At 52.9% G+C, this 15,058-nt stretch carries 13 protein-coding genes; 8 read left to right on the forward strand and 5 right to left on the reverse strand.

What is annotated here, in order from left to right; translation table 11 throughout:
* The first annotated feature begins 36 nt into the window (after positions 1-36).
* Entirely contained in the window at positions 37-237 is a 201-nt protein-coding gene (locus tag F822_RS10370) for a hypothetical protein (RefSeq protein ID WP_025041687.1), read from the forward strand.
* A 123-nt stretch (positions 238-360) separates the two neighbouring features.
* Here F822_RS10370 and F822_RS10375 read toward each other — a convergent pair whose 3' ends face one another.
* On the reverse strand, positions 361-918 hold the full coding sequence (locus F822_RS10375; RefSeq protein ID WP_025041686.1) for a PEP-CTERM sorting domain-containing protein: 558 nt from the start codon (positions 916-918) through the stop codon (positions 361-363).
* Positions 919-1,434: 516 nt separating this feature from the next.
* On the reverse strand, positions 1,435-2,289 hold the full coding sequence (gene epsA, locus F822_RS10380) for an XrtB/PEP-CTERM-associated transcriptional regulator EpsA (RefSeq protein WP_025041685.1): 855 nt from the start codon (positions 2,287-2,289) through the stop codon (positions 1,435-1,437).
* A gap of 513 nt (positions 2,290-2,802) precedes the next feature.
* On the opposite strand from epsA, the gene F822_RS10390 reads away from it, so the two are divergent.
* Complete coding sequence (locus F822_RS10390; RefSeq protein WP_025041684.1) at positions 2,803-5,418, forward strand: bifunctional diguanylate cyclase/phosphodiesterase; 2,616 nt, start codon at positions 2,803-2,805, stop codon at positions 5,416-5,418.
* Positions 5,419-5,676: 258 nt separating this feature from the next.
* Here F822_RS10390 and F822_RS10395 read toward each other — a convergent pair whose 3' ends face one another.
* From F822_RS10395 to F822_RS10400, 3 genes are all read right to left on the reverse strand, one after another.
* A complete protein-coding gene (locus tag F822_RS10395; protein WP_025041683.1) occupies positions 5,677-6,573 on the reverse strand; it encodes a hypothetical protein in 897 nt (298 codons plus the stop codon).
* A complete protein-coding gene (locus tag F822_RS15360) occupies positions 6,570-6,710 on the reverse strand; it encodes a hypothetical protein (protein WP_156304396.1) in 141 nt (46 codons plus the stop codon). The genes F822_RS10395 and F822_RS15360 overlap by 4 nt, the downstream gene beginning before the upstream one ends.
* A 105-nt stretch (positions 6,711-6,815) precedes the next feature.
* Positions 6,816-7,883, reverse strand: coding sequence for a DUF6733 family protein (locus F822_RS10400; protein WP_025041682.1), 1,068 nt, complete (start codon positions 7,881-7,883; stop codon positions 6,816-6,818).
* A 1,164-nt stretch (positions 7,884-9,047) separates the two neighbouring features.
* Between F822_RS10400 and ndk the strand changes: the two genes are divergently transcribed.
* The 6 genes from ndk to F822_RS10430 all read left to right on the forward strand — a co-directional run bounded on the left by ndk (position 9,048) and on the right by F822_RS10430 (position 14,925).
* Positions 9,048-9,473: a nucleoside-diphosphate kinase gene (gene ndk / locus F822_RS10405; RefSeq protein ID WP_025041681.1), complete on the forward strand. Its 426-nt coding sequence runs from the start codon at positions 9,048-9,050 to the stop codon at positions 9,471-9,473.
* Positions 9,474-9,491: 18 nt separating this feature from the next.
* Positions 9,492-10,589 carry a dual-specificity RNA methyltransferase RlmN gene (gene rlmN, locus F822_RS10410; protein ID WP_025041680.1) on the forward strand — a complete coding sequence of 366 codons (1,098 nt, stop codon included), beginning with the start codon at positions 9,492-9,494 and terminating at the stop codon, positions 10,587-10,589.
* A 97-nt stretch (positions 10,590-10,686) separates the two neighbouring features.
* Positions 10,687-11,700, forward strand: a complete 1,014-nt coding sequence (locus F822_RS10415) for a RodZ domain-containing protein (protein WP_025041679.1) — start codon at positions 10,687-10,689, stop codon at positions 11,698-11,700.
* A gap of 39 nt (positions 11,701-11,739) precedes the next feature.
* Positions 11,740-12,984 carry a flavodoxin-dependent (E)-4-hydroxy-3-methylbut-2-enyl-diphosphate synthase gene (gene ispG, locus F822_RS10420; protein ID WP_025041678.1) on the forward strand — a complete coding sequence of 415 codons (1,245 nt, stop codon included), beginning with the start codon at positions 11,740-11,742 and terminating at the stop codon, positions 12,982-12,984.
* A complete protein-coding gene (gene hisS / locus F822_RS10425) occupies positions 12,974-14,251 on the forward strand; it encodes a histidine--tRNA ligase (protein ID WP_025041677.1) in 1,278 nt (425 codons plus the stop codon). The genes ispG and hisS overlap by 11 nt, the downstream gene beginning before the upstream one ends.
* Positions 14,252-14,298: 47 nt before the next feature.
* A complete protein-coding gene (locus F822_RS10430; RefSeq protein ID WP_036576391.1) occupies positions 14,299-14,925 on the forward strand; it encodes a tetratricopeptide repeat protein in 627 nt (208 codons plus the stop codon).
* The last annotated feature ends 133 nt before the right edge of the window (positions 14,926-15,058 follow it).

The following is a 15,058-nucleotide window of genomic DNA, read 5'->3' on the forward strand; positions in this document are numbered from 1 at the left end:
TTATTTCTTCATACACCTACTACTTATGGAGAGGATATGAATGCCAATTATAAAGGATACAGTATTGTTGCCGGTGCCGATCACGACGATACCACCGGTCTCTGGAACGGCCGTTACAGGATTCTTGATGACAAAGGAATCGTTGTTTATGAAAGCTTTGTCGAACCTCTGTCTGATCAGGACCAGGCGGGTGAAGCTGCTGGCGTGGAAGCGCGCGCATGGATCGATAGGCAATAGCTGAAGCAGCTGAAGCGGCCCGAATTACTTTGCGCTTTGGTAAGTTCTACAAGGTTCGGCGGTATCTGCAATAACAAAAAAACCCGCTGAAGCGGGTTTTTTCGTCCGTGCATTCCACGAGCTTTATGATTTACGCCTGCGTATGGCCCCGATAGCGAAAAGGCCGAGCCCAACCAAGGCAAGGGTTGCGGGTTCCGGGATCTCGCCAGTTTGGTGAAACGTGGGGTCATACGTCACGTAATGACTCAGCTTACCAATATTGCCGTTGATGGTGCCTCCTCCGGAAAGGAAATTCACCTGCTCGTTGGACCATACCAGTTTTGTCATCTCCCCGATATTTTGAAAGAAATAAGTATTCGCGATAGTTTTGTCGTTACCGGTGCCGAATTTCAAAAGAAAATAACCCGGGGTGTCCGGGTTGATATCCAGGTACCATTGACCTGAACCTGCACCATTCTCAAAAGCGGTGAACGACTGGTTACTGATCTTGGCATCCTGTACCAGACTGACACCGGCAAAACCTTCCATGGCGGCAAGCTCAGTCGCATCTGCAGAATTAGGAAGAAGAGCCTCTCCTATTTTAGTGTCAAGTATGAAAGCTGCTTGTGCAGACGGTATCCAGATGGCCGCGCCAACCAATGTTGCGAGTATCGTGGAAAAGAATTTATTTTTTTTGTTCATTTTATTTTATCTCCTAAATTTTTCAGTTGCAGGGTTTGCGTAATATTTCAAGCATGTGCAGAAATAATTCCGATCAGGTGCTACCCAGGGTTTTTGGTTTTTCGTAATACTTTTACGTCAAGTGCTGTCAGCAGAGACGTCCCATGAACCGCTCCGCACCATGAGTGGTCCGACGCTGCGCAACGTCGGACGGCCCAGCGAGAAGACCACCGGTTTACTCTATGGCGGCTCTCGAGCTAAACCCATTGCTTCAGTTGTTATTATTGGCATAAAAGCAGGAAGATGAAATAGCCCGACGGGTTGAGTGCGATAGCTCTCTAGTGCTATTGACCATGCTTAAGAGCCATAGAACAAGACCCATTGGACCGCTGGAGAAAGGTTTGATGCAGACCGATGGCGAAGCCGAGGCCCAATAGCCAAATAGGTTGTTGGTTGGGCGGGATGATGAATGACCCTTGTCCATAAGCTGCAAGCGGACTGCCGGATTCAGGTTCAATACTTGATGTCGCATGGGCTTTAGTGTTTTGAAGTCGAAACGGACTGAAGGGAAAGCTCCGAACCGGCTTCAGCTATTTGTGTCGGGCCAGTCTTGGAAATGGCCTGCACCCGGTTGTAAACATCCAGCTTTTTGAAAATGCGCCGCAAATGATTTTTAACTGTATAAATGCTGATCGTCAGGATGGAGGCGATCTCGGCATTCGTTTTGCCCGCCCTGACCCAATCCAGTATTTCGACTTCACGCGTACTCAGCCTGTAACTTTCGCTGTTTTGCGACGCATCTGCCGGGGATGGCGCAGGGCTATTCCGGCGAGCCAGGGGCTGGACCCGGCGCAATGCAGTGTCAAGATAAGGTAGCAGGTTCTCCATTGCGCCCAGCGGGGAATCATTGCGGTTGTCGGTTGAACTGAATATTACATAGAGGCAGTCCTGGCCCCCGCGTTCGTCGCTGATGCCGTGTACGAGCAGAGACCGCATGTCGTGCAATGCTTCGCGAAAAGCGCATAGCGGCCCACGGTCTCCAAATCGAAAACCACACGCGCCGAGGCTTAATCGGTAGGGCGCCTTGCCCAATTCGACCCAGCAGCTATACAGCCCCCGTTGCAAGGCCAAAAGATTTTCCGAATGTAAATGCTCGGTTCTGACGCCGGGCAATACAGAAACAAGGTCATGTCGAAGAGAGTTCGTGCCAGCATCATTCCAGACCGCGAGCATGATTTCATGGGGAAGATAATGCTGTATTTCCCCCTGCAGCCACCTCAACAGGTCGGAATGGCTCTGCACAGCTATTCCTTCCCGTATAACCCGGAAGTACCGTTCCAGATGCTCATCCGAGAGCGAGGAAGGAAAAGAGAACGGGGAAGGAATAATCATTTGCGCTGGATCTGCCTAAGTCAGGTAATCGAATGAAATGCCGGGATGAGTCAGTATTCCTTGTTAAGCAAAAATCATTCCAGAAAAAAAATACTTGTTGGATCAAATGGATAATAAATAAATCCGCGCCGACTTCACATATTGTAAGAAATACCGACGAGTCATGGCGCATGCTGGTCATTGCGCCCTCCGCAGGTGCGGTAAGGCCGGTATTGCGGAACCTTGGCTATTGAGGTGCAACCACCAATGTGGATGGATGGCGGCAGGGGGACAAGAGTTACTGCCTGAACACTCGGATGCGACATTTCGTGACGGCAGGTGATCATTCTCGTCTTTGGGGTAAATTTATCCATTGGCTTTAGTAGTCCTGCATTGCAGCCGTTATTGTCCATGCAGCTTAGATATGAGCGGCGGGGCATGCTCATGCTTCGTTACATACAACACTTGCGATGCAAGAAAAACAGGATAGCAAAAGTTGCAAATACCTAATTTGACGAGGTGGGGGATGATTTCATGAGAATTGGTTTTTTTACCAAGCTGTTCACTGTCATCCTGATGCTGCTTCTTTGTGCAATTGGAATAATGGTTTTTCAGGCATTGGGTATCCGCGATGACGTCGCTTCCAGCCAGGATCACCGCTATCGCTCTTTGCTGCTTGCCGGTGAGTTGTTTCAAAGCTCTGAAGACCTCACGCGCATGGCCCGCACATACGTAACCACAGGAAATCCGATTTATAAGCATTATTTTTTCGATATTCTCGATATCCGGGAAGGTATCAAGCCGCGCCTGCAAAATTATCCCAACACCTACTGGCATCTTGCGGATGTGGGAAAAAGTGCCGGTGCTGAGCTGGGCAAGCCTGTTTCCTTGTTCGAGATGATGCGTAACGAAGGTCTCGACAAGCAGGAGACCGCTCTGCTGTGGGAAGCCAAAATAAAGTCCGATAAATTAACCATACTGGAGAAACAGGCAATCGCCGCGGTGGACGAGATACAGGCACGTGGCAAGGATAAGCTCACAAACCACTGGTCACCTGAACGGCAGCTTTTCATTGATCTTTTGTTCGGAGAACGCTACATCGCCGAAAAAGCCGCCGTCATCGCGCCTATCCGGCAATTTACCGATTTGCTCGATACACGAACGCAAGCGGAAGTAAAGGATGGCCTTGCTCGCCTGCATCGCCACATTCTGGTAGTAATGACGCTCATCGTTATCGCGATGCTTGCCGTCGCTGCTACGATTTTCTATGCTCGCCGCGCAGTTCTGCTTCCATTGGCCCAACTCCGTAGCGAGGTAATGAATATTGCACAAGGCGATTACGCTGCCCGCTGCCATATTGAAACGCATAACGAACTGGCTGAGCTCGGCGGTGCGTTCAACTCCATGGCTTTGGCAATCGAGCAGGATATCGGCAAGCGAGAGGAAACCGAGGAATCCATGCGACAGGCTATCGCGATATTTGAGAATAGCAGCGAGGCAATGATAGTGACCGATGCCGAAAATATCATCATCACCGTAAACCCGGCCTTTACCAGGGTGACAGGCTATACGTCGGACGAAATCGTGGGGCAGAGTTCCGACATTCTGAATGCCGGTCTTCAAGGAGAGTCTTCCCTTTTAGCAATGAAAACCTCCCTCGTGGCCAACGGCTATTGGGAGGGAGAAATGGAAGGCTGGCGCAAGAACAAGGATGTCTACACCGAGTGGCGCACGATGAATGCCATCTACAATGACGACGGTTCGGTCCACCGATGGGTAACCTTGTTCTCGGACATCACCGCGAAGAAGAAATCGGAAGAACTGATCTGGCAGCAAGCCAACTTCGATTCCCTGACGAGTCTGCCCAACCGCCATATGTTCCATAATCAGCTGAAGCAGGAAATCAAGAAAGCGGATCGCTTTGGATCATCGATAGCTTTGATTCTTCTGGATCTGGACAATTTCAAAGCGGTCAATGACGTCTACGGACATAACGTTGGCGATCTTTTGCTCAAGGAAGCGGCGTGGCGTCTGAGCAGTTGCGTTCGCGGCGTCGATCAGGTAGCGCGACTTGGGGGGGATGAATTCACCGTGATCCTGGGGTCGCTAAAAAGCCTCATCAGTATCAATCGTGTCATCCGGGACATCCTGCACAGGATGTCCGAACCATTCAAATTAGGGGATGAGATAGCCTATGTGTCAGCCAGTATCGGCGTGACGTTTTACCCGCATGACGGCGCCGGCGCGGAATCCCTGGTGAGGAATGCCGATCAAGCCATGTATGCGGCCAAGAATAAGGGCCGGAACTGCTTTAGCTACTTCACCCATACACTGCAGGAAGCTGCACAGATCCGCATGCGCCTAGCCGGCGACTTGCGTAGCGCGCTGGCTGGCAACCAGCTTCAACTGCACTATCAGCCCATCGTGGAATTCGAAACCGGGCGAGTCCATAAGGCTGAAGCATTGTTGCGCTGGCGCCACCCAAAGCTCGGCCTCGTAAGCCCCGTCGATTTTATTTCCATCGCGGAAGAAACCGGAATGATCATCGATATCGGCGACTGGGTATTTCGGATGGCAGCGCAGCAAGCCAAGGTTTGGCGTGCATCGCACTCTGCTCCATTTCAGATCAGCATCAATACTTCTCCCGTGCAGTTTCGCAAGAATGTCGATCTCCACAAGCCATGGCTTGATTTTTTACAGGAACTGGAGTTGCCCGGGCAAAGTATCGCAATCGAGATTACTGAAGGTTTGCTGATGGACGTCAGCCCCGACGTTACCTCGAAGTTGCGCAGCTTCAGGGAGGCTGGCATCGAGGTTTCCATGGATGATTTTGGAACCGGTTATTCCTCCTTGAGTTATCTCAAGAAATTCGACATCGATCACCTGAAGATAGACCAGTCCTTTGTACAAAGCCTGGCTCCGGATTCCGACGATCTGGCACTATGCGAGGCCATCATTGTGATGGCACATAAGCTGGGGATAAAAGTGATCGCTGAAGGCATAGAGACGTCAGAACAGCGCGATCTTCTGACTCTCGCCGGGTGCGATTACGGGCAGGGCAATCTGTTTTCCGAACCGTTGCCGGCAGATAGATTCGAGAAATTTATGAATGAAGCCCAAAGTGAGGCAAATCGATCCGTGTCGATGTAACCGGCACAACAGGATTGCCAGGTAACATCCTGGCTATTGGTATCAGGATGGGTCTATGCCGCTCATAATCTGAATTTCGAAGTGCTGGCGATAGCGCGACCCATGAAGATAAGCGCGCGGTTTGCCGGTAAGAATCGCTACCGACGGCCTCGCCCAAATGGATACTCGCCTAGAATGGGCATGGCGTTGATCGGAATCACATTCCTGAACAGCATAATTTTCGCGCCCGCGAAAGATTCAAGATGGACTTGCCCGCTGTTATAGATCACGCCAGCTGCTACGTCGTGCGCCCTGGCTTGTCATGGTCAGCGGCATATTTCCTCGATCTTGGTCCTGTTCCTCGCCCAGGCATAGCTCTTGCGTGAGTTTCTTTGCATCTTCCTCCAATACTGCCGGCCGCGCCTCTCTGGGCAACCGGTTGAAGTTGTCAATGGTGATGCGCAACGATTCGGGCAAGGCTTGCCAGTGAGTACCGGCATCGCCGTAGCCATAAGCTCTCATCTCGCGCTTGAGCGCATGCGTTGTGAACGCTACCAGGGCATCGTCCAACTCTTGTGTTTGCCACCGCGCGGCCGTTTCCCTCTCGGCCTTCTGCCGTTTGAGATGCTCCAGTTCGGCCATATACTCACGCACCGGTGCCTGTTCCAGCTGTATACGAGCCTCAATCTCGTTTCCCCTGTTCGCGGCATGCTCCGCGGCGTCATGAACACGCGAGGCCAGCTTTAGTACTTCTGTCTCGGCTCCGGCCCTGATCTCTTCGAGTCCGGCAAGAAATCTGGACGGCATCAGTCCGAGATCATGAATCAAGGCCCGAAACGGATGAGCATATCGCCAATTGTCTATCTGATGGCTTGCCTTCGCTTCATCCATCCTGGCCTGCCGCAACTGCTCCGCCAACGAATCACAGGCCTGACGGGCCGCTAGCATCTCGTGGTCGCGCTCCACCAGATCGCATACATCCGGCGGCCGCAGTTCTGCTATCACGGCTTGTAGCTCCGTGCTTGTCATATGATCTGTCCTCTCCCGCATCTCCGATAGCGGGAGTCGCCATTCGGCCCCAAGACCGGTGATCCCGGCATGGACGCCGGGGCCGACCTGGCGTACCAGGTCGGCTGCCTGCACCTGAGCCGTTTGTGTCTGCCTGAATTTGGTCATGTTTCCCGTCCTTCCTTCCGCCAATGGCTCGGCAGTTGCTCGTTACAGCTGCGCATGTCGATGCGCACCGCATCGCTATCGAGACCTTCCATAGTCAGTGCGGGGTGTATAGACAGCGGGGCAAATGTAATAACCATGCTCATCCGCGGTATGGATCTGCCAGATCTTGTACCCGCGCGAAATCTACCCGATGGCCTTCACTGAGCAGTCCATTCGCCCACTCGTCTATTCGGCCTACAATTTTAAAAATGGAGCTTGATACTGGCCTGATAAAATTCCTTGGACACTTCGCCTTTGAGATCGGCGCCTGCCGCGAAGCGCAGGGCAATGCTCATGGGCAGTGCAAACTCGATATAGGGGCCTATCCAGTTGTAAACCGTCCCGGTATTTCCCTCGATTCGGTCTTTATGAAATCGCAGGTGTTCCCAATGAACGCCAATGGAACTGACCGGTACGTTTTTAAAATTGAACAGCGCGGGCTTGATGCCGACGTTGATCCAGTTATGGATAAAGTCCCTCGCCCGCTCATCGCGAATGGCCAGATAGTAGGCAAGATACATCTGCCCAGTTACAAAATCGTCATCATAGGTAAGCGTCATGCTGGGCACCACACCTTCCGCAGCCCGGATACCCCTGCCGACGACCCGACTGGAGAGCAGGGCGCCATTCAGCATGCCGATCTGGGGATTGATGGTTAATGCGTCATTGAGAAAGCGAAAATTCAAACCCATGCCAACTTCAGTCCAGAGTCCATTGCCACCGGCATCAACCTGGGTACCCTGGGGACCGGAAATCACCCGGCTGCGGCCGAAATTGGGGCTGGTCCAGAGCCAGCTATAAAAGGTAAAGTCGATATTGTCCGTAACTGCATAACCCGCATCGAGTATGGTCTGGAAACCAAAAAATGCATCCTGTTTCAAGGTCACGCCACCGTGAAATTTTTTCTTGCCAAAGTGGTGACCGTCGCGTTCGGTATCATGCCAGCCCTTATCCTCCGCAATTCCTTCCAGGTCTGCAACCGGGACCTTCAAGGTTTCTGGTTTTTTCTCAGGCTTGTGATTTACTCGCGTAAGCGCGGCGGGGGAGCCCTGCTTCAAGATTGCGTCATCACGGGAATTTCCCTTATCTAAGCCCTGACTTCCGATTTCGGTACCATGGCCGCCCTTAGCCTCCAGGCGTCCTTCCAGCTCCATAATCCTGGCCTCCAGGGTTTCCAGCCTCTTCCTTAGTTCGCTGTCTGTTTGCGCAAATACAGCGGATGACATACAGGCGGTTGCAAGAAACAGAAAAAGACCAAAACATTTTTTCATACCAGTTATTGCACTTCCATTACTCCTACCTGATCCCAATTTTGGTGACATTTCTATTCACTTTCTTTTTGTGTGTTGGAGATATTCACTTCAGATTTCATCACGTTTGTGAAATTTATGTGATTAATATGTGAAGTGGATGTGAATTATATGTGAGGTTTATGTGAAGATTAAACGAATATTTTATTTTTTTTCGGTGAAATTGAATTTGCCGAGAACGCATTGAGATCAACCGGGATGCAATGGCATCAATGCATTACCACGCCGAGCATTGCGATCGGTCGGATAACTGACGAGAAGCCGCCAAGGGTTAACTGGATGGGCTATGAATGCGATATGAGCGCGTTTCCGCTGCGGTAAATACGGTTTCAGGCCGTGAGAACGCCTGCGGCGGCGATAACATGCGTGGCCCGCGAGCTTGATCTGAGCATGATCGGCTGATGGAAACCCATCGCTTGCAGTTACGTGTCGATTGTCGGCAAAGACCTCATCGTTGAAGTCGTGGCAGAGGTGGTTTCCCCGAAGATCGGTACGCTGACGAAGCTCAAGAAACCGGATTGGCCAGTTTTGCGGGCGCGAAATCAGCCGGGTTGCGTTGGTTACCGGAAAACCTCAAGTTTGCGGCACAGTCGAAGTAACGTGGTCGCTCCTGAAATACCTACTCGACCCATAGAGGTATCAGCGATCAGGGGTATATAACGGGAACCGTCAACGTGTCGACGTTCGCCTCAAGATGGAATGATTTAAACTTTGGTAGCCCGCAGATCCAGCGGGCATGCGAAAGCGGCTTGTGCTGTGTCATAAGTCTTATTCGCTATTTTGGCCCGGGAGATTTCCGCATTGCCGCCTATGACCAAACCGGTATAATTAATTTGAATTTTCAATCAGGAGATTCTCCCCTTCACATGGCCCGGTAATCGGCTCTTATCCGCTGGAAGGGAATAGGGGGTCGCGCGCTGGATAAGGCAATATGCCTTCATTCTGACATCAGCAATCGATCTCGAAGCCATCTGGCATCAGCGTAGATGCAAAAATCGTTTTTCAACCGATCCGTTATTTATTCCCGGGCATAGCCAAGTCAATCGGCGGTCTTCCGATTTACCGGCGTAAGGGCGGGTTTTTTGTTAAAATACGCTTTAATTTCTTAATTTAGTGGAGTATTTAATGGCTGTCGAGAGAACTTTGTCCATCATCAAGCCTGATGCGGTTGCTAAAAACGTGATTGGCGAAATCTATTCCCGCTTTGAAAGCAAGGGATTGAAAATAATCGCGGCGCGCATGCTGCACCTGTCGCAGGCCGATGCGGAAGGTTTTTACGCAGTGCATCGCAGCCGCCCATTTTTCAGCGATCTGGTGAAGTTCATGATTTCCGGGCCGGTGATGGTGCAGGTGCTCGAGGGCGAAGGTGCGATCGGCAAGAACCGGGAACTGATGGGCGCAACGGATCCGAAAAAAGCCGAGAGTGGTACTATCCGTGCGGATTTCGCCGATAGTATCGATGCCAATGCCGTGCATGGTTCCGACGCACCGGAAACTGCGGCAAACGAGATTTCCTATTTTTTTCCGCAACTCAACATTTATTCTCGCTAGGAAAACTACAGCTCGGCTATGAGCGTCAATCTTCTCGATTTCGATGCGAAAGGGCTCGCCGGCTTTTTTACGGAAATTGGCGAGAAGCCGTTTCGCGCCAGGCAGTTGCTGCGCTGGATACACCGATGTGGCCAGGCGGATTTTGGTGGCATGAGCGACCTGGCGAAAGAATTGCGCAATAAGCTTGCTGCAACCGCCGTGATTGAACCCCCACACGTTATCAGCGATCATGCCGCTGCCGACGGCACCCGCAAATGGCTGTTGTCAGTGGGTGCGGATAATGGAATCGAGACAGTTTACATACCTGAAGCCAACCGTGGGACGCTGTGCATTTCCAGTCAGGTTGGTTGCGCGCTGGCGTGTACCTTTTGCTCTACCGGCAGGCAGGGATTCAACCGGAATTTGTCGGTAGCGGAAATTATCGGCCAGTTGTGGTGGGCAAATAAAGCGCTGGCAGGAGCGTTCGGCGGCGAGTCGGTCCGGGATCGGGCTGTGACGAATGTAGTAATGATGGGGATGGGCGAGCCCCTGGCTAATTTTGAAAATGTCGTGACTGCGCTCGACCTGATGCTGGACGATAACGCCTATGGGCTCTCGCGGCGGCGCGTAACCGTAAGTACGTCGGGCTTGATACCCGCCATGGACCGGTTGCGGGAGCGTTGCCCGGTGGCGCTGGCGGTATCTTTGCATGCGCCCAACGATGCGCTGCGCGACCAATTGGTGCCAATCAATAAAAAGTACCCTATCAAGGAATTGCTGGCGGCATGCGAGCGCTACCTCCAATCCGCACCCAGAGATTTCGTTACTTTTGAATACGTCATGCTGGATGGGATTAACGATAGTGTGGCTCATGCACGTGAATTGGTTCAGCTGGTACGGCATACGCCTTGCAAGTTCAACCTGATTCCGTTCAATCCGTTTCCGAATTCCGGTTACAAGCGCTCATTGCCGGGAGCGGTGTCTTCATTTCGGGATGTGTTGATGCAGGCCGGGTTGGTAACCACGGTACGCAAGACGCGCGGCGACGATATTGCCGCTGCGTGCGGTCAGTTGGCAGGAAAAGTCCATGATAAAACCCGACGGGGGAGCCGCGGATCGATGGAAGTGGCAAGATGACGCAGACTCGACGGATTTCTACAGGCATCATTCGTATACAGTTATAGAGCTGATTTCCGAATAAGAGGCAAGGTTGGCACAATGACGGATTCGAGTAATGGACGCGCCTGATAACGGAGATATCACCCCTGGGGCGGACGAAAAGCCAGCCCGGACTGAAACGGGCGTGGGTGGATTGTTGCGAGCGGAACGAGTGGCGCGTGGCTTGAGCATCGAGGATGTGGCGCGGCAATTGCGTTTGGCGGTGCGACAGGTTACGGCGCTCGAGGAGGATGACTACGATAAGCTGGCGGGTGGAACATTTGCGCGCGGATTCGTACGCAATTACGCCAAGCTGTTGCAGATGGATGCCGCACCGTTATTGCAACAATTGGATCAGTCGCTTCCGCCGTCTGCCCCTCAAACCATTACCTATCAAATCGAAGGTGTTCCGTTTCCTTCGAAGCAGAAATCCGGAAGTCGCAACCTGATTATCGCGGGTGTGATCATTCTGGCGTTGCTGCTGCTGATATATGAAATTTATCGTGGTAACGAGGCTAATATTGCTAATATCGGCAAGCAGCCCAGCGTGAGCAGTGAAACCGGAACTGGAGCTGAGGAAGCAACCGAGCCGTCGCAACTTCAACCCCCTGATGTAACGCCAGGCGGCGAGGGTGGTGTTGTCTCGCCTGCCGAGGAAGCCGCAGCAGGCGAGAAAGAAAGTGCTGCGCAGCTTCCTGTTCCCGCCCCTGCGCTCGTTTTGTCTCCGCCACCGGCGCGGCAAGCAGTTCCGGCGGCCACCGTGCCTGAACCGGCGAATGCGGTTTCCGCAGGGTCGGCGAGTCAATCGGTGAATACGGCCGTTGCCTCTCCAGCCGCGATTGGTGGAGCGAACGGTATTCGCTTGATATTTGCGGGAGAATCATGGACCGAAGTCAAAGATGGCAGAGGCAGATTGCTCCTTTCACGGATCAACCCCCGGGGCACCGAGCATGTTCTGCAAGGTACGCCGCCATTCTTCCTGACGATCGGGAACGCGGCTGAGGTCAAGCTGGTCTACAATAACAAGCCGGTTGATCTGGCGCCTTATACCAATGCCTATGGTGGAACGGCGCGGTTGTCACTCGAATAGAATTTCAACATTTATAAGATTCTCATACTTATCATGACTATGTCTCAAAATACTTTTCCCCCACGTCGAAACAGCGTGGGTGTATACGTGGATAAGATCAGGATTGGCGGTGGTGCACCGGTGGTGGTGCAATCCATGACCAACACCGATACCGAAAATGAAGTTGCCACCGCGGTACAGGTGGCGCAACTCGCGCGCGCAGGATCCGAGTTGGTGCGTATTACCGTCAATACCCCGGCCGCCGCGAAAGCGGTGCCGGCTATCCGGGCGCGCCTCGATGACATGGATTGTCACGTGCCGCTGATAGGCGACTTCCATTTCAACGGTCACAAGCTGGTAACCGACTACCCCGGTTGTGCGAAGGCGCTGGCAAAGTACCGTATCAATCCCGGTAATGTCGGGCATGGAAAGAAGCGCGACGAGCAATTCTCCATTCTGATAGAAACAGCCTGTAAATATGACAAGCCGGTGCGTATCGGCGTCAACTGGGGTAGCCTTGACCCGGAGTTGCTGGTGCGCATGATGGATGAGAACGCGCGTTCTCCTGATCCGAAGGACGCGTCGCTCGTGATGCATGAGGCGTTGATCACCTCTGCGCTGGAAAGCGCGGCCAGGGCGGAAGAGATTGGCTTGGGGCGCGACAGGATTATATTGTCCTGCAAGATGAGTGGTGTGCGTGACCTGATCACCGTTTACCATGACCTCGCAGCGCGATGCGACTATGCCCTGCATCTGGGGTTGACGGAAGCAGGCATGGGTTCCAAAGGAATCGTTGCTTCCACCGCCGCGCTATCCGTGCTGCTTCTGCAAGGCATAGGCGACACCATACGCATATCGCTTACACCTGAGCCTGGCGGTGACCGCTCACGTGAAGTCATCGTTGCCCAGGAAATCCTGCAGACCACGGGGCTACGCGCATTTGTGCCTCTGGTCGCGGCATGCCCCGGCTGCGGCCGCACCACCAGCACCTATTTCCAGGAACTGGCTGAAAGTATCCAGGGCTATGTGCGCAGCCAGATGCTGGTATGGCGCGAAGAATACGATGGTGTGGAAAACATGACGCTGGCGGTGATGGGATGTGTGGTCAACGGCCCCGGCGAGAGCAAGCATGCCAACATCGGCATCAGCCTGCCCGGATCGGGAGAAAGGCCGGTTGCGCCGGTTTACGTGGATGGGCAGAAGTCGGTGACCTTGAAAGGCGATAATATCGCGGGAGAGTTTCGCCAGATCGTCGATGAATACGTGCAGATGAAATATCCGAAGAAAACGGTCGATGTCCAGTAGAACGCTGCAAGCCATCCGCGGGATGAATGACATCCTGCCCGATCAGATATACCTGTGGGAATTTTTCGAGCAAGTCGTGCATGACTGTATGGCGGCTTTTGGTTACCGGAACATCCGCATGCCAATTGTCGAGCAGACCGACTTGTTCGTGAGGTCGATTGGTGCGGTAACGGACATCGTCGAGAAAGAGATGTATTCTTTTTCCGATCAGCTGAACGGCGACAGCCTGACGCTGCGTCCCGAGGGCACCGCTTCCTGTGTGCGTGCAGTGCTGGAACATAACCTGCTCTATGCGGGTTCGCAACGACTGTATTATTCGGGCGCGATGTTTCGCCATGAGCGTCCTCAAAAAGGCCGTTACCGCCAATTCCATCAGGTAGGCGCCGAAGCACTGGGTTACGCCGGTCCGGATATCGATGCCGAACTCATAATCATGTGTGCGGAATTATGGAAAAGATTGGGTATTTCCAATTTGCGCCTGGAAATCGGTACGCTTGGAAGCGCCGCGTCCCGCACCGTGCATAGATCTCGATTGATCGGATACCTGGAGCGGCATCTGGGCAAGCTCGATGACGATGCTCGCAGGCGGTTGCACAGCAATCCGTTACGAATACTCGACAGCAAGAATGCTGAAATGAGAGAGGTTATCGACGGCGCGCCGCGATTACTGGATGACCTGGATGAGGATTCGCTGGCGCATTTCGAGGGGTTGCAGCGACTGCTGCGCGATCAAGGTGTCGATTTCGAGATCAATCCGAGGCTGGTGAGGGGCCTGGATTATTACAACCGTACCGTGTTCGAATGGATAACCGGCAAGCTTGGTGCACAAGGCGCAGTATGTGCCGGCGGACGTTATGACGGATTGGTGGAACAGATCGGCGGAAGGGCTGCTTCGGCGGCACCGGCGTGCGGTTTTGCACTGGGGTTGGAGCGCGTGCTGGCGTTGATATCGATGGAAAGTGCGGGCGACATACCGCATTCCGTACCGGATGCTTACGTGATACATCGTGGCGAAATTGCGGATGGATTTGCCTGGAAAACCGTCAGGTACTTACGGGACAGAGGGCTCAAGGCAATTTTGCATTGTGGAGATGGCAGCTTCAAAGTCCAGATGAGAAAAGCGGATGCCAGCGGGGCGCGTTTTGCCATCATCATTGGTGACGATGAAGCGCAAGCCGGCGAAATAAGCATCAAGCCGTTGCGTGAAGCGGCTGAGCAGGTAAGGGTCGGGCTCGCGGAAGCGGCGGACCTGCTCGAAGCGAGCTGATGGGAAAGCAGGAATCAAGAAAGAAAATTATTAATTCGGGAAGCTAAATGGCAACATATGATCCGGAAGAGCAAGAGAACATAGAGGACCTGAAGACGTGGTGGCGCGTATATGGCACGCAGGTAATCGTGGTCATGGCCGTTTTTATCGCGAGCATAGCGGGCGTGCAGGCGTGGAATTACTACCAGAGGCAACAGACTGACCAGGCGGTGGAATTGTACGATTCGCTGCTGCAGGTTCAGGGGAGCGGGGATGCCAAAAAAATCAGCGATGCGGCTGGTTTGGTGATGACGGGGTTTGCCAGCAGCGGCTATGCCTCGCGTGCAGCGCTGATCTCTGCGCAGGCCAGCCTGGACGCCGGCGATTTGCAAAATGCAAAAAGCCGTCTGCAGTGGGTGCTGGATAATTCGAAGGAAGAAGAATTGAAAGACCTGGTGCGGCTACGGTTGGCAAGCATTCTGCTGGATGAGAAAAAATACGATGACGGCCTGCGTTTGCTGGAGGTCGGGCACGGCGAATCTTTTGATGGACTCTATGCCGATCTTAAAGGCGATCTGCTCGCCAACGCAGGCAAAGTTGCCGAAGCACGTGCCGCTTATCAAATAGCGATCGACAAGATGGGCAGGCAAGGCACATATCACAATATCGTTCAAATGAAACTGGACGCTTTGTGAAATCTGCAGGTAATTTGAGCTTTCAATAAAATCAGAACAAATCATCGAAGATGAGGCGTCGATGGCACATTCTGACCCCTCAAGGAAATGATGGCCGGGCCACCCGTCGACGCGCAATCATTTTTTATTGCAA

The organism is Nitrosospira briensis C-128, from assembly GCF_000619905.2.
In the GTDB taxonomy this organism is placed as follows: Bacteria; Pseudomonadota; Gammaproteobacteria; order Burkholderiales; family Nitrosomonadaceae; genus Nitrosospira; species Nitrosospira briensis.